The 23999-nt window shown below is 61.5% G+C and carries 13 protein-coding genes; all 13 read right to left on the reverse strand.

What is annotated here, in order from left to right; translation table 11 throughout:
- Positions 1-48: 48 nt before the first annotated feature.
- Positions 49-1551: a Mur ligase family protein gene (locus D2E23_RS08500; protein ID WP_126030526.1), complete on the reverse strand. Its 1503-nt coding sequence runs from the start codon at positions 1549-1551 to the stop codon at positions 49-51.
- Positions 1552-1882: 331 nt separating this feature from the next.
- Positions 1883-3298, reverse strand: coding sequence for a replicative DNA helicase (dnaB, locus tag D2E23_RS08505; RefSeq protein WP_126030486.1), 1416 nt, complete (start codon positions 3296-3298; stop codon positions 1883-1885).
- Between the two features lie 265 nt (positions 3299-3563).
- Complete coding sequence (locus D2E23_RS08510; RefSeq protein WP_206432025.1) at positions 3564-4112, reverse strand: DUF1810 domain-containing protein; 549 nt, start codon at positions 4110-4112, stop codon at positions 3564-3566.
- Positions 4109-5341 (reverse strand): TIGR02452 family protein, encoded by a 1233-nt coding sequence (locus tag D2E23_RS08515; RefSeq protein ID WP_126030487.1) that lies wholly within the window; start codon positions 5339-5341, stop codon positions 4109-4111. Before D2E23_RS08515 ends, D2E23_RS08510 begins: the two co-directional genes overlap by 4 nt.
- Before the next feature lie 778 nt (positions 5342-6119).
- Positions 6120-7697: a TRAFAC clade GTPase domain-containing protein gene (locus D2E23_RS08520; RefSeq protein WP_126030488.1), complete on the reverse strand. Its 1578-nt coding sequence runs from the start codon at positions 7695-7697 to the stop codon at positions 6120-6122.
- Positions 7698-7757: 60 nt separating this feature from the next.
- Complete coding sequence (locus tag D2E23_RS08525) at positions 7758-11363, reverse strand: zinc-ribbon domain-containing protein (protein WP_126030489.1); 3606 nt, start codon at positions 11361-11363, stop codon at positions 7758-7760.
- A 74-nt stretch (positions 11364-11437) separates the two neighbouring features.
- Positions 11438-13843 carry a TRAFAC clade GTPase domain-containing protein gene (locus tag D2E23_RS08530; protein ID WP_164520752.1) on the reverse strand — a complete coding sequence of 802 codons (2406 nt, stop codon included), beginning with the start codon at positions 13841-13843 and terminating at the stop codon, positions 11438-11440.
- A gap of 47 nt (positions 13844-13890) precedes the next feature.
- Entirely contained in the window at positions 13891-14685 is a 795-nt protein-coding gene (locus tag D2E23_RS11625) for a hypothetical protein (RefSeq protein ID WP_164520753.1), read from the reverse strand.
- A gap of 116 nt (positions 14686-14801) precedes the next feature.
- Positions 14802-16895, reverse strand: coding sequence for a hypothetical protein (locus D2E23_RS08535; protein ID WP_126030491.1), 2094 nt, complete (start codon positions 16893-16895; stop codon positions 14802-14804).
- Between the two features lie 65 nt (positions 16896-16960).
- Positions 16961-17914, reverse strand: a complete 954-nt coding sequence (locus D2E23_RS08540; protein ID WP_126030492.1) for a hypothetical protein — start codon at positions 17912-17914, stop codon at positions 16961-16963.
- Between the two features lie 82 nt (positions 17915-17996).
- Positions 17997-19346 (reverse strand): hypothetical protein, encoded by a 1350-nt coding sequence (locus D2E23_RS08545; protein ID WP_126030493.1) that lies wholly within the window; start codon positions 19344-19346, stop codon positions 17997-17999.
- Complete coding sequence (locus D2E23_RS08550) at positions 19346-22315, reverse strand: GAP1-M domain-containing protein (protein ID WP_126030494.1); 2970 nt, start codon at positions 22313-22315, stop codon at positions 19346-19348. The genes D2E23_RS08545 and D2E23_RS08550 overlap by 1 nt, the downstream gene beginning before the upstream one ends.
- 60 nt (positions 22316-22375) lie before the next feature.
- Positions 22376-23971, reverse strand: coding sequence for a TRAFAC clade GTPase domain-containing protein (locus D2E23_RS08555; protein WP_126030495.1), 1596 nt, complete (start codon positions 23969-23971; stop codon positions 22376-22378).
- Positions 23972-23999 lie beyond the last annotated feature (28 nt).

A 23999-nucleotide genomic window follows, 5' to 3' on the forward strand; every position in this document is an offset into this window, starting at 1 on the left:
TCACGTTTGTGGTTTCGTTCGTCATCGTCAGTCCTCGTTTCGTTTCACTCAGCGGCCCACGCCGGCGTCCGATACCTTGGTCAGATGACCCAGATGCGAGCGCACCTTGAGCATCGACGTGTACGTGCAGTAGATGCGCTTCGGCGTGCCGGGGTTCGCCTTGACGAACGCGTCCACGGCGGCGTCGATGTCGGGCTCGACCTTGCCGACGGGCACCTGATCGTATTCGAGGCGCAACGCCATGTCCCACGCGCGCACGCCGGAGACCATGCGCACGCCGGTGCCGCGCAGTCCGGTGAAGTCCACGTCCCACAGCCAGCTCATATCGCGGCCGTCGGCGTACTGGTCGTTGATCACGATCATCGTGTCGTGGCCGGCCGGGTCGAACGACTTGAGCGACATGCGGAAGCCCATCGGGTTCTTGACGAGCAGCAGTTCCACGCTCGTGCCGTTCACGTCGATGGATTCGCCGCGGCCGAACGCGGGAGTGACCTGCGCCACTGCGTTGATCAGATCGTGGGTGCCGGCGTTCGCGAACTTCTGGATACGGCGGCGGGCGGCGGGCTTGGCGAGCTTCGACGATTCCATGACGGTGGCGTCGACCATGGCGGCGCGCACCACGGCGAGCGCGGCGGCCGCGTTGTAGAGGTTGTAGACGCCTTCGAGCTTCACTTTGGTGGACTGGGTGATGCCGTCGATGAGGAATTCAGCGGTGTGGTCGCCGACCTTGGTGAGGGTGACGTCGGCGGGGAGGGGGTTGTGGGACGTCTGGGCGTCGGACCCCCTCAGTCCGGCGTTGCCGGACAGCTCCCCCTGGGAGGGGGAGCCGGTAGAAGTGGATTCCGGCTTAGAAGAGGAAGAGCCGGAAGAGACCATGTCGGCGGCGTGCATGTCGTCGTCGGACGGGAAGAAGGTGCGCAGGTCGTCGGACAGGCCGAAGTAGTGCACCTTGGTGCCGTCGGGCACGAGCGAGGCGAGCTTGGCGATGCGCGGATCCTCGCGGTTGAGCACCACGGTGCCGTCGGTCGCCTCGGCCACGTGGCCGAGCAGTCGGGCGGTGTTGTCGATCTCGCCGAAGCGGTCGAGCTGATCACGCATCACGTTGAGCAGCAGCGCGTACCGCGGGCGCACCTGCTTCACGAAATGCACGGCGTACGCCTCGTCGAGTTCGAGCACGGCAATGTCGGCGTTGAGATGACCGGTGATCGACACCTGCTGCAGCAGCGCGGACACCACGCCGCGCGTGAAGTTCGAGCCGGTGGGGTTGGTGAACACCCTAAGGCCGAGCTGCGAGAACATGGATGCGACCATGCGCGTGGTGGTGGTCTTGCCGTTCGTGCCGGACACGAGCACCACGCCGTACGGCAGTCGACTCAGCGTGCGGGCGAGGAATCCGGGGTCGATGCCCTCGATCACCTTGCCGGGGAACGCGCTGCCGCCGTGATGGGTCACGCGGGCGGCCAGACGCACGCCCTTGCCGATCAGCGGGGTGGCGAAGGCGTTCCACGGCTTGCGCGGAGTGGCCGGGCGCGCGTTGTTCGCACCCTTCACGGTGTTCGTGCCGGTGCTCGAACCGTTCGATCCGCTGTCGTTCGCCGAAAGACCGGCCTGACCATTACTCTTCACTGTTCACTGCCTTCTGTTCTGTCTGTTCGACCTGATTGTTCGGCTTGATGATCGTCCTGATCAACCGATCGTCAATCAATCCGACTGCCCATAACCATACCAATTCCACGTCACGTTTATGGGGGTCGACGGGGCTTGATGATCATGTCTGATGATCATGTTGGACAAGGTGCCTTTCTTCCCTCCCCCGCGTTCTCCCTCCAAGGGAGGGAGATGTCATGGCACGGCGTGGCAGAGGAAGGCTGAGGCACCTGATTCACACGCCCTGCTGGAAGTCCTGGGGCATGTCCTGGAAGCGGGAGTTGGCGCCGAGGAACGCGAGTCCGAACGTCTCCGTGGGGCCGTTACGGTGCTTTGCCATGATGATGTCGGCCTCGCCCGGGCGGTCCTCCTTGTCGTAGAAGTCGGGTCGGTGCACCAGGAACACCACGTCGGCGTCCTGCTCGATCGAACCGGACTCACGCAGATCGGACAGCTGCGGCTTCTTGTCGTTGCGCATCTCCGGGCCACGGTTCAGCTGCGAAAGCGCCACCACGGGCACCTCGAGCTCCTTGGCCAGCAGCTTGAGCGCACGCGAGAACTCGGACACCTCCTGCTGGCGGCTCTCCACGGCCTTGCCGGAGCTCATGAGCTGCAGGTAGTCGATCACCACGAGCTTGAGATCGTTGGTCTGCTTGAGGCGGCGACACTTCGCGCGGATCTCCATGAGGCTCATGTTCGGCGAATCGTCGATGAACAGCGGCGCGTTGGCGAGCTTGCCCCAGAAGTTGTTGAGCGTGTTCCAGCGTTCGGGCGTGATCTCGTCGGCGCGGCGCAGCGCACCCAGCGGAATGTTCGTCTCGGCGGCGATGATGCGCTGTGCAAGCTCGTTCTTGCTCATCTCCAAGGAGAACACGACGGTGGTCATGTTCGCGTGCAGGGCCGCGTGGCGGGCGAAGTCGATGCCGAGCGTGGACTTGCCCATGGCCGGGCGGCCGGCGACCACGATCATCTGGCCAGGCTGCAGACCCTGGGTCACGTCGTCGATGTCGCGGAAACCGGTGGGCACGCCCTTCTGGATCAGGCCGTTCTGCAGGGCGTCGAGCTGGTTAAGCGTCTCCTCCACCACGGGGCCGATGGCCTCGTAGTCCTGACGCACCTTGCCCACGCTCATCTCGTACACCTCGGCCTGCGCGAGGTTCACGATGTCCTCGGCCTGCGAGCCTTCCGCGGAGTAGCCCATCTGAGCAATCTTGGTACCCGCGGCGATCACGTTGCGCAGGATCGCGCGCTGGTGCACGATGTCCGCATAATAGGTGGCGTTGGCGGCGGTGGGCACGGACGCGACCAGACTATGCAGATAGTCGGCGCCGCCCACCTTCTCGAGGTTCCCCTCCTTCAAGAGTTCATTGGCCACGATCACCGCGTCCACCGGCTGCGAGGCGGAGAACAGCGTGATGATCGCCTCGTACACGGTCTGATGCTTGGGCTGATAGAAGTCGGTGACGTCGATCATCTGGCTGACCTCGCCGATCGCGTCCTTGCTCATGAGCATGCCGCCAAGCACGGCCATCTCCGCGTTGTCGTCGTGCGGGGGGACACGGTCGAAGATCGGGTCGCGATCCGACCGCCCGTTGTGCGCGGAGGAGCCTCCGTCTCCGCGCTCGTTCCTCTCAAACGTCTGTTCTGCCATACTCACGATTGTAGGGAGGCTTGGCGATGGGAGGTCCGAGTTCCGCTACACGCCACCAATTGTGCGCTTTGTGCGGTTTGCGCGCGGATTTCGAACATGATGTGGGAGGTTGTGTGAGGGGCCGAAATTGAGACGGTTCACAAATCGACGATACCCGATGAGAGGGCCCTATTTACTTGGGCACTCCCCCGGTATCTTCGTTTTGTGAACCGCTCTTCCCCGAGACGATCCCGGGGTTACTTCAATCCACCTCAAAAACCGAACATTACCGACCCAGAATCGAGAGAGTGCGGCGGTCAGGATGGCCTCCGAACCACTTGGCGAGCACCGCATCGAACACCGGCTGGTCGGGATCGGCAAGCGCGAACAGCGTCATGCATGAGCGGAGCTTCATATCGTCCGGGCGGCCGAAGACCGCGGTGGCGGTGGGTGCGGTCGCGTCCAGCGCGGCCTGGGTGATCCTGATCAGGCGCGGGCCGAGCACCGGATGCACCAGATACGCTTTCGCCTCGTCGAGGCAGGTGATCGCGTAGTACTGGGATGTGCTTGAGCGGCCGAGCCCCTGAATCTGGGGGAAGACGTACCAGATCCAATGGGATCGCTTGGCGCCGGCGCGCACCTCGGAAAGCGCAGTGGCGTAGGAATGCCGCTGGGCATCCACGAATCGCTGGAGGTTCCACAGGTCGGGGTCGGCGGGCGGCGTGGATTCCGAGACGGCGGAGGCGGCAGCCGCAGGGCTGGCCTCTTCCGGCGCAGCACTCACATGTGATGCACCGGAGCCAGCACTCTCCGCGTTCATGGATTCATCGTTCATGCTGCGGCTCCTTCCGACTCGGCTTCGCTCTTGGCTTCGTCCTCAGCATCTGAGCCCGAGCCGAACACCTCGGCGAACGACTGGTAGTTGCTGCCATGCCCGATGATCGCGAACACGATACGCTTGAACCGCCCGCGATAGGCGTCCTCCTGCAGCACTTCCTTGAACAGTTCGGCCATGTGCTTGGGCGGGTTGTGGAACGCGCCGCAGCCGAACGCGCTGAGCACGAGCTCGTCCACGCCGTTGTCGATGGCGATGTTGAAGATCGTGCGGATCTTGCTCTTCGTGGTCTCCACCAAGGGGCCCGAGATGCGGCGCTCACCGTCCGGAGTGGTGGTGGTCGGCGGGGTGTTGATGGCGGCCACAGCGATGAAGTTGACCTTCCAAGGATCGTCGAGCAGCGGGCATCCGTCGGATTCCGGCCCGCGGAACACGGTGATGTTCGGACTGTAGCAGCCACCGAAGTTCGGGTCGAGCGGATACTGTTCGGGCTCGGGTTCGACCCCGTACTGCTTGGCGAAGTACGAGTAGCGGTACAGCGACAAGAAGTAATTCGACCTGCGGAAGCAGGATTCCTCCTGTGCGGTGGAACCACCGATCACGCCGCCGCCGGGCGTATAGGCGTTGGCCATGTTGAGCACGGCCACCTTGCCGGCGTCGGCCTTCACGAGTCGTTCGGCGGCGAGCAGGCAGTCGTTCGACTCCACGGTGATCTTAGTGTCGTAGCACTGCTGCGGCGGTTCCGGGGTGAGTTCGCTCGAGTAGAGCCTGGAATCGGTGGCGATGCTCGGGTCGGCGGGAATCCGCACGATGTGGCCGGTTTCGGAACGGTATTCGCCGGCCTTCACAGCTTGGAGGGTGGAGTAGTACACCATCCGGTGTGCCGCGTGACGCTCCCACTTCTTGCGGCGTTCGAGCCATAGGGGTGCATTCCACGAGACCGCGCCGCCGTGGACGATGGTCTCGAACGGGTCATCGGAACGCTCGTACGCCTGCTCGTCCGTGGGCCACAGCGACGAGATCCAACCGCCGCTGTAGTCCATCCAGTCGCCGGTGAGCTTGTCCTGGAAGATGGCGTGACCGTTGCCCATGCTGTCGTCGATGGCGAGCTCGCCACGCACGAGCTTCTTCTTGATCGCCCATTCGTCGAGTCGCTGCATCCAGCCACGGAACTTGTCGGGGTCCGCCAGCTTACTGCCGTATGCCCATTCCGAACTCGGTGTCGTCATGATCGTCTCCTTTGATCGAGTTTTCTTGGTTGTCAGCCGATTGAGAATATTGACGTGATTTGCTATCCGCCGGGTATATGGGCGAGGGGCGTGGATTTGGGATATGAAAAATGCGGGAAGCCAAGCACCTTTGTCGTTTCAACGAGGAAAATGACACCTATCTCCAGGTTGTGTAGTTCTCAACGCCCTTTGCATAGACCAAACCGGCGATATGGAGGTCTTTTACAAGGAAGAGGCCGCCAACGGAGCAGCAAATTCTCATAGTTTTTGACCATAAGGACGCTATTACGCATCATTCTTTGTCCCTTCACGATCATGATCTACATGACGAAGAACCTCCAAATCGGTAGATAGCGCTGAGCAGCCTCGCCAAAGGACCTCCATATCAGGAGATAGCCTCCCTTCGCGATCCCGTTGACCACATCAGCGGCTTCCCGCGCTCATGCGTCATCTCTTTCCGTCCGCATTCGTCCACAATCGCTGTCGAACACTACGAACTGGGGCTAACCCCGGTTCGCTAGGTGGTTTGGCTTGTTTGCAGAGGGATAACCCTCGTTCGCTAGGCACTTATCCAAGTAGAGCCATGCCAAGGAAGTGCAATCATTGCTAGCCTCATCGGCAAAACGCTGTTTCCTTGCGGCCTTTGTCTCAAAAGCCGCGCCGGTCTACTTTGACAAGTACCTAGCGAACGCCGGTTAGATCCCAACACAGCATCGTAAGTACCTAACGAACGCGGGGTAGGACCAATCTCCTTTCCACGTCTCCCAGTCCGTCGCTTTTACTTCCACGCCGGCGTGCCCTTGCACCGCTTGGTCATGCCGAGGAAGCCCTTCTCCGTATGCGAGCACTGCGCCGTACCGGCGGGATTCACCGTCCCGCACAACGGGCACATCCAACGACCGTCCTCGGTGCACTTGCAATCCGGGCAGAACTCCTGAGTGATGTGCAGACGACGCTGACACTGCGGGCAGAACCAGTCATTGGGCTCGTTGATGAACCCCGTGGAACCGATGAACCCGAACCGGTTCAGCATCCACAGCAACGGCTCCACCAGACGCTGCGGTTCCGGAGAAGCCGACGGAGCTCCATATTCCCCGTTTTCATTTTTAAGCCCAGCGACCGGTACACCAATTGACTCCACCATGAACAGGTCATGAATCGGGTACTGCACGGATAGCGTGTTGAGCAATACAAACGACAGTCTTTCCACAAACCCATAGACCGGCTCGTATAGCTTGTTGTAGCTATCCGCATTGAACACCGGACGGTACTTGCCGCCGTTCTTCAGATATTCAAGCTGCGGAATGCACGACTTGCCAAACACCACCTGCGCCACAGTATCGCCCTTGGAAATGCACACAGCCACCGGGATACGGTTGAGATCATTCGCATGCGCATCGAACAGATCGTGAACCACGTTCAGCACCGCCTGCGGGCCGCGAACCGGATCCGGCGGCTCGAACTGTCTAGGCTCCACCAAATACAGGATGCCGTCGGCATGTCCAATGAATGGGGCGAACTTCTGAGCTTGTTTGACCACTGCCAACGTATCGTAACCGATCTGACAAAGCTGACCGGAAACGTCGCAGAGTACCAAAGTCAAGTCATGCGCTCGACCGGGCTCATCCTCATAAGACAGGTCAAGGAACAAAGGCTGTTGCAATTCGTCCGGAGGGGTGCGTACAGGTAAGGGCTTCTCCATCTCCACCGGATTGATGTCACAATACCTACGCGTATACATGGACGCAGGCTGAGCATTGATCCCACACTTGGCGAAATCGTCCGTAGCCCACCGCATCAGCTGCGACAAGTACACCGTCTTACCGACTCCGGAAGCTCCGATCACCGGAATGAACTTCACCGGATACTGCCCGTACAGGTCCGGCAGCGGGTTATGGCAAAACGGGCACACGCGCCGCGAGGTTTCCCGACCGCAGGCGTCCGTGATCTTGTACAGCATGCCGCTTTCGGTGGTACTCCCGCCGTCGAGGAAGAAATCCGGCTCTGAATGCGGATCGTGCACCGGCCGCCGCCACGGCTTTATGGTCTCGCCTTCGGTCGGCTCCCACCACTCGGAAGTGCCGCCGAACCGGCTCCAGAACTCCTCGTATTTCGGATCATCTCCGGCTAGGAAACCGGAGAACACCTTGAATCGCTCGATGTATCCTTCACGGAACTCCTCACTCAAATCCGGATCCTGTATGATATCGCCCGCGGACCGATACTGCTTCCCGGTGTCCGGATTGCTGAAACCGAAATCATCCGTACTCTTGAACACGGTTTCCATGCGGAAGTGCACGTCGCCGTCGTCGAACTCCTTAAAGCAGTAGGGACAAGTTATCCTATGCCCCGGCATTGGTTCCTCCTTCGTTGAGGCTGAGTGATCGGAAAAGGCATGACCGGTTTAGCCAGCGAATCAGCCGGCGCGTTGCGAAAGAAAAGCCAGCCAGTCCTTGGCGTCCTTGAGTTCCGGCGCATCCGGCGCGTAGATCATTGATCGGATATCGACCAGAATGCGGCAAAGCTCAACAGCTTCCCGATACCGGTGCAGATCGTTCAGAACGTAGATCAGCAGGTGCAACGCCGAAAGCGTGTCCTTGTTGGCCAAGCCGTAATTGAATTGACGTAGCTCATACGCCTCTCGAGCGAGGGGTTCCGCTTCCTGGTAGCGCTTTTCCTGCCTGAGTCCTTCAACCTGAGCCACGAGCATGTCTGCGCGCGCAATTTCTTGTTCATCAGTCATGGGGCGAGCTTGCCTTTGGTGGGTGTTGTTACCCTGCTGTGAAGAGACCGGACTTGGCCAATCGTTCATTGAGGTCTCTTGGACTGGGCTGCCGCAACTGAAGCAGAATTTCGCACCGGGAGCCAACTGTGAGCCACAGTGCGTGCAGAAAGACGAAACAGCCGGCGGGAACGACGGCGTCGACGACGAAGCATCCGCATGCTTCGGTCTCGACTTGGACGCAGTCCTGGGTGCATCTCCGGTTTCAGGCGATTGCTCGAGCCGGGACGCTAAAACGTCGCGCTTGGTTTTAAGCGAACCACGGCTGGAGGCATACCACGGGGAATCGATGAGGATGTCGAGCTCGCGAATTTTCGCCCGCAGCACTGCCTTCATGTCGGAAGCGGCACCAGCGCATTCGGCAAGACCCTTGCGAATCTCGGACAGCAATTCACCGACCGATTCATTGGACACGTCCTCCGAGGCCAGAGCGTGCTGCGCTTCCTCGAACCAGTAGCGGGCCCGGTCAGCGAGTCCCTGCCACGATAGGTAGGTCTGTCCCAGCATGCATCGAGCCTGCCCAATGAAGAAACCATCGTCGCAATTCGCGGCGAGCACCAACCACCGATACGCTTTAGACCGGCTCTCCGCGTTCGCGGCGAAAGTCATGCAGACCATGCCCTTGCAATCGTCGTTGTAAATGATGTCCGGATTTGCCACGGCCCTGTTGCACCAGAACAGCATCCGATCCCGGTCCTCGTTCTCCCCCGCTGTCAAAATCAGGTCGATCTGAGCGTCAAGATCGCCGGCAAGCGCCTTGCGTTCCGCTTCTTCCTGTTTGGCGGCTTCGGCACGTTTGGCTTCCTCGGCCTTCCTCGCGGCCTCAGCTTCCTTAGCACGTCGAGCAGCCTGAGCCTTCCTCGCTTCCTCGAAACGCTTGGCCTTCTCCGCCTGCCGCGCCTCCTCGGCGCGTCTGGCTTCCTCGGCCTTTCTTGCGGCTTCGGCCCGCCTAGCTTCTTCGGCACGCCGCGCGGCTTCGATGGCCGCCTGCTCGCGGGCGTGGATTCGTTGCAATTGATAGCGCAAACGGGCACGGGACTTGACGAGGACCGTCTGCCTGTCGGTGCCTTGGTAGAAGTCGACCAGCACGTCGAGCTCGCGGATTTCGGATTCCACCAAATCCTTCGACGGGGAGACCGCATTAGTGTATCGGTCGATGTCCCATTGCAGATGCATGTCGCTGAGTTGCGACTTGGACAGCATCATATCGCGGGCCAGAATCTGACAGTTGAGCCAAGCCCGCTCGAGCCAATACCGACCACGTTCCAGATTCTTCGGGACTCCGTCCTTGCCCTGCAGATACAGCTGTCCCAGCTGATACTGTGCGACTCCGGCGCTCCGGTCTCCGGACCGCGATGCGAGAACCGCCCACTGGAACCGTTCGACTCCGCTGCCGATGTTCCACAGCGCTTCGCAAACCCGGCACAGGTCAAGGGGACGGTCCTTGATGGCGGGATTCTTCAGAATCTGGTCACCCCAATATCGAATCCTGCCTCCCTCGTTGTCCTTCTGTGCATCATCGAATATGGCGAGCTGCGCCTCAAGATCACCCTTACGGGCCGCGGCCTCGCGCTCGTCATCATCGATCGCCCAGCGAATCAGCTCTATCTCGCCGGTGAAGTTCTCATTCGCCCCCGGTGTCTCGCGGAATTTGAAGGGGCACATACCATTGCAGCGCTTGCTCCGACCGAACAGTCCCTGCTCCACGTGACGGCATCGCTGGTCATCACCGGAATTCACCGTGCCGCACAGCAGACACTTCCAATCGCCGTCGCGCCCGATACCGCAGTTCGGGCAATACCCCACATCACCGGGCACCGAACGCTCGCACCCCGGGCATATCCATTCGTTCGGCATGGCCGCCAGACCTGCGGAGCCGACGAATCCCATCCGGTGCAGGATCCACAGCACCGGCTCGATCAGACGCTTCGGCGCGAGGGCGCCGGCCGGCACATTGCGCGTACCGCTTTGCGTGCCCACCGGCCTGGTTCCGGTGCCGAGCGCGGAGACGATGAACAGGTTGTAGTTGGGGTACTGCACGGACAGCGCGTTGTCCAGCGTGGGCGACTTGTCCTGCACGAACTTGACCAGCGCCCCGTGGATCCGGTTGTAGTCCTCCGCGTTGAACACGCGGGACTGTCCCGCTCCACCGGCCGGCACGGTCATCTCCCGCATCGGTCCGCCGAAGATCTGGTTCGCCACGGCATCACCCTTGGTGAGGCACACCGCCAACGGCATGCGCTCGAGCTGTTTCGCACGCCCGGCATACAGGTCGCGCAGCACGCTCAGTACGGACTGCGGTCCTTCCGACGTGTTCGCCGCACCCATCGCATCGAGCTGCGTGGGATCCACCATCAACATGAGCGCATCCGCATGCTCAAGGAACGGCGCGTATCGTGCGGCGTTGTCCGACAGGGAGGGACTGTCACGACTGACTTCGCAGTTCCTGCCGGAGACGTCGTGGAACACCAGTGTCAGGCCGTATTGCTTGCCGCTTTTGCCCGTATAGGTTAGCTCGAAGCACAGCGGCTGCTGCAGCGATTCGGGTTTGGTGGGCTCCGGCACGGGTGTGAGAGCGCTGATCATGGTATTCCTACGATATCCGGTGGCGCCGGGAGCCAATGGCACGGCGCGAATGCCGATCTTCTTGAACTCCGCTTCGACAAGACCACAAAACTGCGATAGGTATACGGTCTTGCCGGAACCGGGGAGACCAACAACGCCAATGTGTTTGACCGGATATCGACCGTACCCTTCCGGCAGAGGATTGTGGCAATGCGGGCAGACACGACGGGTGGTGTACTCGCCGTTGGCGTCCCTGATGCGATCCACCAGCCCGCTGTCGGCGGAGACTTCCGCCTCCTGCATAAAGAACTCCGGTTCGGTAATCAGATCATGCACGGGTCGTAGCCACGGGAACGGATGAAGATCATCGTGGTCAACGTATTCGGTGGTGGTGCCGCCGTACCGTTTCCAGAATTCCGCATACACCGGGTCCTCGCCCTGCACGAAGCCGGACAGTATGTGGAGTCGGTTGAGGAGTTTGTACCGCATGGTTTCCGACAGGCCCGGATCGTTGTCGACCTCGTCCGGCGAATGATAGGAGCGGGAGGTACCCTCGATGGTCACGTTGACGGCAACGTCCTTGGCGCTGTCCAGCACGGTTTCCATACGGAAATGGACCTGATCGTCCGTGAACTTCTCGAAGCAGTACGGGCAGGTGATCTGGTGACCGGGCATTGGGGTCCTCCTTTGGCTCCAGGCTTAAGTTATGTGCATCCCTCTAGGGTTCTCCCTCCCTCGGAGGGAGAACCCTAGGCAGGGGTGCCGCAGTTGGTGCAGAAGATCGAGCCGGGGACCAGCGGTGCTCCGCAATTCGAGCATCGCGGACCGGCGTCACCGGCATCTTCCGCACCGCTCGCAGTGCCCGCAGCGCTCGAAGCAGGCTGCAACGGCTGGGCAGGCATGGGTGGTACAGGAACAGAAGGAGGCGTCGGGACTGCCGACGGGGCCGAGTGGCCGGAATCGGGGGAAACCGAAGGCCGCATCGCCGCGAAGGGATTCGCGGACGAACCTTCGGAACCGTTTCCGTAGGAATCGCTAAACAACCCGCCAAAAAAGCTCTGGGAGCCTTGTCCCGGATTGGGGTTCGGACGTTCATTATAGGCCTTCTTCGCGGCTTCGGCGGCCCGCTTGGCATCGGCGGCGGTACGACGAGCCTCCTCGGCGGCAAGGTCATAGGCTTCCTTGGCCCGACGCTTGCCCTCCTCGAAGCGTGCGCTGAGACCGCTGATGGTCCGGTCACGCTGTGCGGCGAACTCCTCGCTCTGCACGTACTGCTGGGCCCTGTTCATCAGCTGACCCAAACTCCCCTGACCACCGAAGAAGGATGAAGAACCGGAGGAAGAGGGAGCAGCCGGGGCGAATTGCTGTGCCTGAGTCGGGGCAGAAGGCCGTGCGGGCGGGTATGCCACGGGCTCCGGTTGAGCCGACGCCGGCATCGGCTGCACCGACGGCGAATCCACCGGCGCCGAAGCACCTGCCGAATCGCCTGCCGCCGCGCTCCCCGAAGCACCTGCCGCAGTCGCCGAAGCTCCCGCGACAGTCCTCGGCGCCGGTACCATCTGCTGCAGTACCGCCGGCCGCATGCCCTTGCACTGCTTGGCGATGCCAAGGAATCCCTGCTCCGCGTGCGAGCACTGCGCGTTGCCGACCGGGTTCACGGTTCCGCACAGCGAACACGTCCAATCACCGTTCCGCCCGATTCGGCAGTCCGGACAGAACTCCTGATCGACTGCCAGGCTGGCGCCACATTGCGGGCACGTCCAGTCGCTCGGGTTGCTGATCGGCCCCGAGGCCCCGATGAATCCGAATCGATTGAGCATCCACAGCACCGGCTCGATCAGACGCTGCGGCACCGGCGGCACCGTCATCATCAGTTCCGTATGACCATCGTCGTCGGCCATTTCCTCGGGGGCCGCACCTAGCGCGGACACCATGAACAGATTGTGGTTCGGATACTGCATCGGCATGGTGACGCTCATCGCCAGCGACTGTCCCACGAAATCGCTCACCGGACCATACACGGCGTTGAAACCGTCCGCGTTGAACACCGGACGGTACTTGTCGCCGTCCATCAACGGCTCCAACTGCGACAAGGCATCGCTGCCGAACACCGACTGTGCCACAGTATCGCCCTTGGCGATGCACAACGCCAGCGGAATCTGTACGGGGCCGTCCCCGGAAATCAGATTCTGGATCACCGTCAGCGAAACCTGCGGTCCGTACACCGGGTCCGGCGTTTCAAGACGCTTTGGATCCGTGAGATACAGTATGCCGCTGGCATGCTGGATGAACGGCAGGAACGCCATGGACCGGGTAGCGAGATAGCTCTCGTCGTCGGAGAACTGCCGGAAGTGCTCGCCGGAAATATCGTAGAACACCATCGTCAGTGCATGCGGACGACCGACCTCGTCGGTATAGGTAAGATCAACGAACAAAGGCTGCTGCAGCGCCTGCGGCATGGTGGCATACGGCAACGGCACGCCCGCCTCCACTGGGTTGGCCGCACGATACCGGTACGCGGACACCGTCGACGGCTGCGCCGAGATGCCGCACTTGGCGAACGCCTCCTGCAGGGAATCCACCAGCTGCGACAGATACACGGTCTTGCCAACGCCGGTCATGCCGATCACTGGAACGAACTTCACCGGATACTGTCCGTACAGGCCCGGCAACGGATTGTGGCAGTACGGGCATACGCGGCGCGCGGTCTCATTGCCGCCGGCATCCATGATGCGGTACAGCATGCCGCCGTCAGAAGTGTCGCCACTATCGAGGAAGAAATCCGGCTCCGACTGCGGATCGTGCACCGGACGCTGCCACGGGTCGACGTGATGGCTGCCGGCCGTAGCGGTTCCGCCCGGTGCCGACATTTCCGAGGTGCCGCCGAAGTCGCTCCAGAAGTCGTCGTAATCGGCATCCGTTCCGGCCAGCAGTCCGGAGAACACCTTGAATCGATCGGAGAATCCGGCGCGCAGTTCGTCACTGAGCGTCGTGTCGTGTTCGATGTCGGCAAGAGACAGATACGGCTGCCCGCTGGTCGGATTGGCAAAGCCGAAATCCGACGTGTCCGTGAACACCGTCTCCATACGGAAGTGGACCTGATCGTCCATGAACTCCTCGAAGCAGTACGGACAGGTGATCTGGTATCCGGGCATTGGATCCCTCCTTTGGTTCCAAGACTTTCGCTCTGTCTCCAGCCTAGTCAGCGGCGACCGCGGCTGTGGATGAAATAGCCGTCGGTGTCGGTGTAGATGATCATCCACGCGAGGAACACGAGCAGCGTGATGCCGATCTGTCCGATCGACGGGCCGGCCGTGGTGGACATGACCACGGCGATGATGCACACGTTGGTGATGAACGCGTAGACCACGCTCTGCGCCAGATTGCCGAGCACGCCGACGAGGAAGTCGTGTCCAACGCCGGAGATGAGGAACGGCGCGACGACGAGCAGACCAGCGATGGCCACGGCGACCACGTAGATGAGGATACGTACCAGAATGTTGTGCTGGTTCACCCAGTCGAGTGCGTAGTTGACGAGCCATGCGGCGAACAGCGCGACGCAGATGGTGGCGATAAGAGAGCCGAGCAGCTTGCCCGCCTTGTTGAGCAGCTTGTCCTTGGCACGCATGATGTTCGGGTCGGCCACCACGGAGTAGCCGCCGCGCTGGTAGGGCGAGAACAGGAACGGCCCGAACAGGCCGTTGAGCAGCAGCATGAGCGGCGCCTGCAATGCGCCCTGCACGATCAGGATGATGATCGCGATGAGGAAAAACGGTCCGGACGAGATGGAGAACAGGCTGGTGTCCACGTGCATGAACGAGTTGAGCACGTGGAAGATCCCGCCGGCGAACGGCAGCGTGCTCATGCCGGCCGCGAACTCCATGCCCGTGGCCGGATCGATGCTGGTTCGCCATGCCACGGCCACGAGCCAGAAGCCCGCGATGAACAGCGCGAACAGGCCGATCTTGCCCATTGGAATGCCTTGTGATTTCGCCATTGTCTTCTTCTTTCTCTATTCCCTAGTTCTCCCCTTCCAGAGGAAAACCCGTGTTCTCCCTCCCAGGGAGGGAGATGTCACGGCGAACGCCGCGACAGAGGGAGGGAGCACGAAAATCAGTTGGTCGTGAGGTTGATGAGGTTCTGCAGACGGCTGTAGCGCTCCACCTGCACCGCGCTCCAGTCGAGCCAGCGGTCGGCGCGGGTGACGGTGCCGTCCTTGTATGTGATCCACACGGCCACGTGACGGTTGTCCTTGCCCACGGTGATGGTCGGATTGTTGATGTCGAATGGCTGCGCCTTGTCCCGGGTGCCGAGGTAGCCGGCGTCCGTCAGCGCCTTGGCCTCCTTGACCTGCTCGGGGTGGTCCACGTGCACGGTCACGTTCTGTGCACCGTCCGCGAACGCCACGTTGGAGACCAGCGCATCCGGCGTGGAGTCGCTGAAGCTCGCCGGCTTGAGTCCACCCGTGGCACCGAGTGCTACGATGATCGCGAACACGAGTGCCATCGCACCCTTGAGCGCGGCCAGAGTGAACGCACGCGTGTGCAGGTCGTTGAACGCAGGCAGTCCCACCTTCGTCCTCTGTCCCACGCGATCCTGCTGGATCATCCACACCGCCACGCTGGCCATTACGAGCGAGGACGCGATGAACACGATCTTGGGAATGGTGAATCCGTTCGCGTACGTACTGGCCGCGGCGACGAATCCGATGAACAGCAGAACGCTCTCCCAGAACCACGGAACATGGTCCGTCGACGACTGGGCGTCACGGTATCCTTTTCGCACCATGACTCCGAAGACCAGAAGGGCGGCGATCATGAGGAACTGTCCGTGGAACGCGCAGATGAGCAGCAGGCTGCCAAATAGGGCAACGACCGTCATCGACTTGGCCGAGTAGGCGAACATTGCGGACATGCTCGTGGATCTGGCCGAAGGCGCCTTGTCCTTGTCGCCGCTGCTGCCTCCGTTACTGCCGTTGCTGCCATTGGCATTGCGCATCATGGCGGCGGTCACGTCCGGCGTGGATGCGGAACTGCCGGAACGCGTGTTCTTGGCCACGGTCGGGCCGTCCATGAACATTCTGATTCGAGATGCCACCACGTACACGAACACGGCCGGCACGAACCAGCGCAGCATCACCGGGTAGCGTAGCGTGAGGTTCACTACCCAGATCGTGCCGAGCAATGCGACCAGCAGCAGCGCGCCGTGCAGTGCGAACCGGTCGTCGTTGTCGAGGTCGCAGCACAGTTTGGCCTTCCGGTCACGGACGACGGCCCACCATCCGAATACGCGGTTAGTGATCCATGCGATGGCCACGATCAGCACCAGCGTGGCGACGATCAGACCATTGCGGCTGAACAGTCCCTGCAGCAGGAACGCGTTCCACGGATGCTTGCCCTGCATGGCGAATCCCTGGAACAGCAGGGGTCGCACGGTGATCCACACGGCGATGAGCGCATAGCACCACAGGTTGTTGCGCGCGAGCTTCGGATTCGTCGGAGCGACGATTTTGAACAGGTCGACGCCGGCGCGCATGGTGAGGGAGAACACCATGGTGAGTGCGAAGAGCTCCAGCAGCCACGGCAGCGTGTAGGCCTCCCAGTTGTGAGGCTCAAACAGGTAGAATGCACCGCCGAAGCCAAGGCATGTGATGATCGTCCACCGGAATACGTTGGAGATGTTGTGGCGTCCATTCGTGGTCACATTGATCTTGCTGATGTTGCCGATCATGCAGAAGAAGCCGACGACCATCGCGACGAAGCCGATTGCAAGGAAGCCGAAGCTCGTCGGATCCATGGTGGGATCGAAGTTCGTGAACACGCCCGTGATCAGGTCCAGCGTGAAGTATCCCTTGAGCATGGGGAAGGTCGCCCCCACGTAGCCCAGCGTGACGGCGAGCATATACAGGCCGATGCCCTGCACGGGATACATCGGTAGTTTCTCGCCTGATTTGCCGCTGTCGGTCTTCTTGTCGGCTGCGTCGGACTCGTCTGACTTGCCCGGCACCGACGCGGCGGCGTCATCATCCACGCCCTTGGCCAGCCAGTACGCCGAACCGCCGGCGAGGATCGCCGTGATCACCGCGCCGATCACCGGCCACTGGTTGCCCAGAGACTCCCTCAGCGGCCAGCAACCGAACAGCACCATGAGTGTCGCGATCACCACTGCGATCGCGTTGTGTTCCATCAGTCGTTTGTTCACGTTCATCGTCGTTCTCCCCTACTCGTCACGCGTCATGCCGGCAGCCGCATCGGCAGCAGTCATGCCGTTCATCACAGCACCACGGACAGCGCGTAGATCGCCCATACCGCGTAGATCAGCGCGATCACGCCGTTGAGGTTGTTGTACGGCTTGGTTTTGAACCAGTGCACGGCGAACGCGGCGAAGGCGGCCACTGCCAGCACGCACAACACGATCATGAGCACGTGCGGGGTGGCGGTGAACAGTCCGGCGTGGAACACCGCCATAAACGCGACGAACAATGCGGTCAGCACCGCGGCGTACTTGAGCGTGGTGATGTTGTCCATGCGCTGACGGTGGATGTTGTGGATCTTCACGCGACGTTCGGAGTTCAGCCAGATCGAGCCGAGCGACGTGTAGGCGCGCAGCGAGCCGGTGAAGTCGTGCTTGTACCAGCGGGTGTTGGGCTTGCCGTAACGCTTGCTGCCGAGCCATCCGTTGCGGATCGCGTCGTCGCTGATGCCGCCCGCCTTGGCGGTGGCGGTGTCGGCGTTCACGCGGGCCATGAGCGTGTTCGTCGTGGCCGGATTCGCGCCGCCGGCGAGGAACAGGGCGGCGGTGATGCGTGCGGCGGTCTGTCGCGCCGAATCGTTGCCGCTCACGCCATTGCCGGTCTTACCGGGGGTCTCCCCATCGGCGGGCTCTTCCGTTTCGGACGCATCCTGATCGAGCATGGACTGCATGGCGTTGTTGAATTCCACCGCGGTGCTGCCGGGGCGCACGCTGGCCAGGATCGGGCCGACAAGACCGGCCTTGGTCTGACGGGACAGCGCCTCGAGCAGTCGGCGTTCGTCGTCGGAACGCGCGGTGGACGTCTGCCAGAATTCGTCGAAGTCACGGTCGGCGTCGTACAGCGCGTCCGTGCCCTCCTTGTCGATGGTCTGCCTGACGCGCTGCGCGAGCGCGGCGACCAGCGGATCGGCGCCGGTCGCAGCCGATTCCGTCGCCGTTTCCGACGCCACGGGCGCCGTTGTGGGATTACTCATGATGTCCTCTCCCGTTCTCTTCCCTCATACGTTCAGCCAGGCAAACCGCCGACTGACACATCAACGAATCAACCAGCCTGGATCAGTCCAGCGGATGCGCGGTATAGCCTTCGAGTCGTTTGAGCCACGTCTTGGGCTGGCACCAGCGCAGTTTCGTGTCGGCGTTGCGTTCGGTGCCCTGCGTGAACACCGTCACGAACGCGCCCTTGACCCCGGTGCCTCTGACGCTGCCGTCGGTGCCCACGGTCACCTCGCCGGGAAGGTTCTCCCAGTTGCGGACGAACACGTCGTCGGCCGGCGTGGTGACGCCATTGCCGATGTGGTTGATTTCGTTCTTCGGATCGAAGATGAAGTCGGCGTTGCGATGGTAGGTCTTGCACCATTCCTCGTGCACCACACCGGTGCCGTTGGGTTCGGCCGCCATGACGCCGCCGTCGTAGGGCAGACGTCCGACGAGCAGACGGAACAGCACGGATGCGATGACGAACAGTTCGGAGAACACGTCGAGCTGCGGCTGCTCGTCCTTGTCGAGCGCACTGATGATCCGGTCGTAGCCGGCCACGTCCACATAGTCGAGATCGAGGTTCAGCCTGCTGCCACGCCATACCGGATACCGGTCGGTGATCTGTAGCAGCTCCTGTTCAGAGGAATCCAGCGAGCTGAAGGAACCGGCTCGGTTGACGAGATCCTCCGGCACCCAGGCGAGCGCGGACGGCGTACGCAGGTGTTTGCGGAAGTCGCCGACGCGGTGCACGGCCGGGCTGAACGCGAATCGTACGCTGCCGTCGTTGACGTTGTAGAACACGCTGCCGCCGGTGAAACCACAGTAGGAGTATCCGGAGGTCAGGAGCTCATGCCATCCCTGCAGGAGGGATCGTGCCACGCTGAGCGACATCGGGTCGGCGGCGCCGGCCATTTCGGCGATCTCACGCTTGGTCAGACGCTCGGAGTTGATGTTGTCGATCAGTTCGGTGAGCGGATGCCAAGCATCGCCGGCGTCGGTCATCGGGAACACCAGATAATGCCATTGGGCGCTCTGCACCAGATCCACCGGCCATTCGAACCGTGCGGCCGGCAGCGGATGATAGATGATCTCACGCCAGTGGGCGAGGTACGGATCGTCCTGCAGGGTCCGATACTCTTCGTGCGTGGCCTGCTCATATTCCTCGTCGGAGGCATTGGCGTCGACCTTCACCCTGACCTTGTGGTGCTCGGCGGAACCGGATTCGTACGGTGGCTCCACGGGCAGCAGGTAGAAGCGCTCGCCGCTCTGGGCGTGCTCCACTACCTGACGGCTCACACCGAACACGCGGACGGTGTCGGTGGTGAGCGCGTAGTAGTTGTAGCCGCTCAGGCAGCTGAACCGCATGTCGCGCGGCACCACCTTGACCGAACCGTACTGGACCGGTTTGGGTGCTTTGGTTTCGCTCATCAGTGGCGTCCCTTCTTCTTACCGCCGAAGAGGCCACCGAAAAATCCTCCGAGGCCGCCCTTCTTGGGCTGTTCCTCAGGCTCGTCGTAGGAGTCGGGTTCCGACTGCATGGGCTGGAACTGCGGAGGCTCGGACTGTACGGGCTGCTGCACGGACGGCTGGTACGACTGCGGCTGAGCCTGCGGCACGGCAGGCTGCACCGGAGCCGCAGCGGGAGCGGTGGGCTGCTGGTAATCGAACTGATGCGGCTGGGAAGTCACCATCGGATCCCACGCTGCGCCTGTCTGCTGCTGGGTCTGCTGTCCCGGCCGCGGAGGCCTCGGAGGCTGTTGCGCATACTGTGCCACACGGTAGTCAACAGGAGTCTGCGGCACGGAAGTCTGCTGAACAGGCTGCTGCGTACGCACGGACCGTGGCTGAATAGTGGTGGGTTGCGTGGTAACGACCGGAGCAGTCGGCGCCGGAACCGGTTGCGCCGACTGAACGGGCTGCACCGGCTGAGCAAGCTGAGACGCCTGAGCCAAGCCGGAGACGCGTCCGATATGCTCGGCCGGAGCCTGCATGGGGGTCTCCATGGACTCTGGTTCGTCGTCGTAGGTCTCGTCCGTGTTGCCTCCGAAGAGTAGTCCACCGAGGAAACCACCGTTGGCCTTGCGAGCCTCCTTGCGAGCCTCTTTCTCGGCTCGCTTCTCATCCTTAGCGGCCTGCTTGGCCTCCTGATCGCGCAGCTTCTGCAGGGAGGCAAGATCCTCAAGCACAGTGTTCGCGCCTTCCACCAAAGCGGGATCGCCACTCTCGGAACACAGGGCCATACCGTCGGCCAGCTTGTCGAGCTCCGGCCCCTTGAGCAGCGTCGACTGACCGACCAGAGCGAAGAACCGCTCATCCGTTCCGGCAGGCAGCATGCCCTGACGCAGCAGGAACTCCGCTACGGTCTGAGGCTTGTCGTTCTTGAGTGCACGAATCAAATGGATCCATACGTCAAGTTCGGCGGCGGACTGCGCTTCGGCGCCCTGCGGCTGATATTCGTCACCGGTCGGCTCGATCGGACGCACGGCGTACTGGGCGCGATGCTGCAGACAATAGTTCAGCATCAGATTGTTCAGCGTGATCTTCTTAGCGGGGTCAAGGTCAGCGAAATCACGATAGCGCTGCAATGCCTCGGCTACCTGCGTCACATCGCCGGCGTTGAATGCCTGTAGGCACTGCTGCGCGTATCCGATGGCGACGTATTCCGGATAGTGCGTCCCACCTTCCAGAGGCTCATACGAGGACGGCACCTGATCAAACTTGAAACCGTTGAACGTGAACTTCTTCCAATAGGCCGCCACGACCGCATGCCATACGTCGTCGCTCACAGACTCGTTCCGTAGCAATCGACCCAGGACGACTTCAGCGTTTTGCACCACCTCACCCGGATCCTGATCCGGCTGAATGCGTGCGACCAGATAGCTCTGAGCGGAGTCAGCCACCACCTGCATCACGGCGGCATGATCCGCCACCGACTGCAATGCCTCATCTCGATAGGCGGCGATTTCGGAGACCAGATCAACACCTGCAGCCGTGGCCTCCTGCTCGACCCTGACCTTGAGTTGTTCGCCGAGCACGGCCACATACAGTTCCCGTAGCACGGCCTGACCGTCCGGGTCGCGAGCCAGCAGTTCGCGCAGGCTCAGGAATCCCTGCGACGTACGGTCGGGGTATGCCTGGGCCAGATACTGGGCGCCCTCGGCGGGGGTCTTGGCCTTGATCACCGTGGCGGTGTACCGCTCCCCCACCTGCACCAGTTCGGGGGTCTTGGCCTTGCCGATCGCCTCGCCCAACTGCTCGTTGAGCACGTCGTTGAGTTCGTACTGATTGTCCAGGAACTCGGTGAGGGACACCGCGATCAGGTGCTCGCAGTAGTCGTTCATGCGGTCGAGTCGGGCGAACACGAGCAGGGACATCAGTCTGGTGACGCACTTTTCGTACGAGGACGTGGCCGTGCCGGTCTGTTCCTCCACCAGCAGGTCGTAGGCCAGCTGATACATGTCCATATCGGCGGCTTCAGCACTGTCGCCGAGCTGTGCGATCTTCGCTTCAAGCGCGGTGAAGAATCCGGAAAGTCGATCATTGAAATTGGACGCAGGAACGATCATGAACTGGTACTGCTCGTACCGGTGACGCGCGCCCTTGGTCAGCACGTTCGTGGTGCCGGTCGCCAGATCGAAGACGCGGGCCGCCGCACGGCTGGGGTGGGCGAACACGATGGTGGTGGGCATGCCGTTGTTCGTCAGATACGTAGAGAACGTGAGCTTGCCACGCAATGCCGGCGGGATGGCCGCATACAGGCAGGCCATCACCGTGCGGATGGTGGTTTCGCTGCAGTCGCAGTGAATGGTCAGCGTTTCCTTGGCGCGACTGAACAGCGTGATCACCACGCAGGTGAGCAGATCGGCGAACTTCTGGTCGTCGTTCACGCCCAGTGCGGCGAGATCGGCACGAAGTTCACCCATCGAACGATGAGGAGCCACCGAGAACGTTGCGGGAGCGGCCGCAGTGGCCTCCACGATCTGCGTGGTCAGAGTCTGATCGGCGGCGAGCGCGAAGTTCGTATACTCCACGTTCAGCACGGACTGCGGGTCGGCGACCAGCTGCTCGAGCGGGAACACGAATCCCTGCGCGCCCATGGCGGCACGACCGACCTCCTCCCTCACGCCGTACTTGATGCGGGTGAGGAACGCGTCATGCCCCTGAATACGCAGTTCGGTGACGATCTTCGCCGTGTCTTCCGGATCGAATGTTCCGGAAGACACATAGCGAACGTTGCCGTTCTGCAGTCCCTCGAACGCGCTCACCGCACCTGCGGGCAGGCCGGGGGACACATTGACCGTCTGCCAGCCTGCTCCCGCCTCCTGCTTGCCGACTCGAGTGAAGCAGATCTGGCGAGGAACGCCGCTGCCTCCCGTCGTTCCGTTTGCACCGATCATGTTGCCCTCCTAGTACCTTGCCCGTTCAGGCTCCGTCAGTTTGTATGTGTTCGTGATGTATCAGTGGCGAATCGGCGTGCCCTTGCACCGCTTGGTCATGCCGAGGAAGCCCTTCTCCGTATGCGAGCACTGCGCGGTACCGGCGGGATTCACCGTCCCGCACAGCGGGCACATCCAACGACCGTCCTCGGTGCACTTGCAATCCGGGCAGAACTCCTGAGTGATGTGCAGACGACGATTGCACTGCGGGCAGAACCAGTCATTGGGCTCGTTGATGAATCCCGTGGAACCGATGAATCCGAACCGGTTCAGCATCCACAGCAACGGCTCCACCAGACGCTGCGGCAGCGGCGGCGCGGCCGGAGCCTCATACTCACCCTCGTCATCCTTGAACGTGCCGATCGCGGTACCGATCGCCGACACCATGAACAGGTCGTGAATCGGATAATCCACCGACAACGACGCAATCAACTCAGCCGATTGGCGCTCTACGAAGTTGTAGACCGGCTCATATAGCTTGTTGTAGCTATCCGCATTGAATACCGGACGATACTTCCTGCCCACTTTCAGATACTGAAGATTCGGAATCGACTGGCTGCCAAGCACCTGCTGCACCACGATGTCACCCTTGGAAATACACACCGCCATGGGAATGTGATCGAGATCATTCGCATGTGCATCGAACAGACCATGGACCACGTTCAGCACGGCCTGCGGGCCGCCAACAGGATCCGGTTCCGAGAACTGCTGCGGCTGCACCACCAGTAGAATGCCATCGGAGTGTTCGATGAACGGGCCAAACTCCTTGGCCTTAGTCGCCACTTCAGAGTCGTCATAGCTCAACTGACAGTTCTCACCGGCGATGTCGTAGAACACCATCGTCATGTTGTGCGCACGACCAACCTCATCGTTATAGGTCAGATCAAAGCACAACGGCTGCTGCATCTGCTGCGGAGGAGTGCCTTCCGGCAGACGCCGCTGCATTTCCACCGGATTGACATCACGGTACTTATACGCATACATGGACGTGGGATTCACGGTGATGCCGCACTTGGCCAGATCGGTGACGAACCACTGCACCAACTGTGACAGATACACGGTCTTTCCGGCGCCGGTGATGCCGATGATCGAAATAAACTTCACCGGATACTTGCCGTACAGACCCGGCAACGGATTATGACAAAACGGGCACACGCGACGTGTGGTCTCACGCCCCAAACAATCCGTGACCTTATACAGCAGACCGGAGTCGGAGATCACCGGCCCTTCCGTGGAGGAGAAGAACTGCTGGTCCGCGGGATTGTTCGGATCATACACACGACGCAGCCAAGGATCCACACCGGCGACGCCATCATGCGCCTTCGCCGGCATTTCTGTGGTACCGCCGAATTTCTTCCAGAACTTCTCGTACTCGGGATCCTCCTGCTGAACGAATCCGGCGAGAGTCTTGAACCGATCGATCAGCTGGGTGCGGGCGGCGTTGCTCAGCATCGGATCCTTGGTGATGTCCGCCACCGAATAGTATTCCTTGCCCGTGTTCGGATCGGTGAACTCGATGTCGTCCTCGCTATTGAACACGGTCTCCATACGGAAGTGGACGGCGGCGTCATCGAACTCCTTGAAGCAGTACAGGCACTTGATCTGGTGTCCCGGCATTGGAGCTCCTTTCTTATTGGTCTACGAC

Source organism: Bifidobacterium callimiconis (assembly GCF_003952005.1).
In the GTDB taxonomy this organism is placed as follows: Bacteria; Actinomycetota; Actinomycetes; order Actinomycetales; family Bifidobacteriaceae; genus Galliscardovia; species Galliscardovia callimiconis.

What these genes read in the sequence shown, in the direction of transcription:
- dnaB (WP_126030486.1), bottom strand. Translation starts at nt 3,298, where the DNA reads ATGGCAGAACAGACGTTTGAGAGGAACGAGCGCGGAGACGGAGGCTCC.
- D2E23_RS08510 (WP_206432025.1), bottom strand. Translation starts at nt 4,112, where the DNA reads ATGAACGATGAATCCATGAACGCGGAGAGTGCTGGCTCCGGTGCATCA.
- D2E23_RS08515 (WP_126030487.1), bottom strand. Translation starts at nt 5,341, where the DNA reads ATGACGACACCGAGTTCGGAATGGGCATACGGCAGTAAGCTGGCGGAC.
- D2E23_RS08520 (WP_126030488.1), bottom strand. Translation starts at nt 7,697, where the DNA reads ATGCCGGGGCATAGGATAACTTGTCCCTACTGCTTTAAGGAGTTCGAC.
- D2E23_RS08525 (WP_126030489.1), bottom strand. Translation starts at nt 11,363, where the DNA reads ATGCCCGGTCACCAGATCACCTGCCCGTACTGCTTCGAGAAGTTCACG.
- D2E23_RS08530 (WP_164520752.1), bottom strand. Translation starts at nt 13,843, where the DNA reads ATGCCCGGATACCAGATCACCTGTCCGTACTGCTTCGAGGAGTTCATG.
- D2E23_RS11625 (WP_164520753.1), bottom strand. Translation starts at nt 14,685, where the DNA reads ATGGCGAAATCACAAGGCATTCCAATGGGCAAGATCGGCCTGTTCGCG.
- D2E23_RS08535 (WP_126030491.1), bottom strand. Translation starts at nt 16,895, where the DNA reads ATGAACGTGAACAAACGACTGATGGAACACAACGCGATCGCAGTGGTG.
- D2E23_RS08540 (WP_126030492.1), bottom strand. Translation starts at nt 17,914, where the DNA reads ATGAGTAATCCCACAACGGCGCCCGTGGCGTCGGAAACGGCGACGGAA.
- D2E23_RS08545 (WP_126030493.1), bottom strand. Translation starts at nt 19,346, where the DNA reads ATGAGCGAAACCAAAGCACCCAAACCGGTCCAGTACGGTTCGGTCAAG.
- D2E23_RS08550 (WP_126030494.1), bottom strand. Translation starts at nt 22,315, where the DNA reads ATGATCGGTGCAAACGGAACGACGGGAGGCAGCGGCGTTCCTCGCCAG.
- D2E23_RS08555 (WP_126030495.1), bottom strand. Translation starts at nt 23,971, where the DNA reads ATGCCGGGACACCAGATCAAGTGCCTGTACTGCTTCAAGGAGTTCGAT.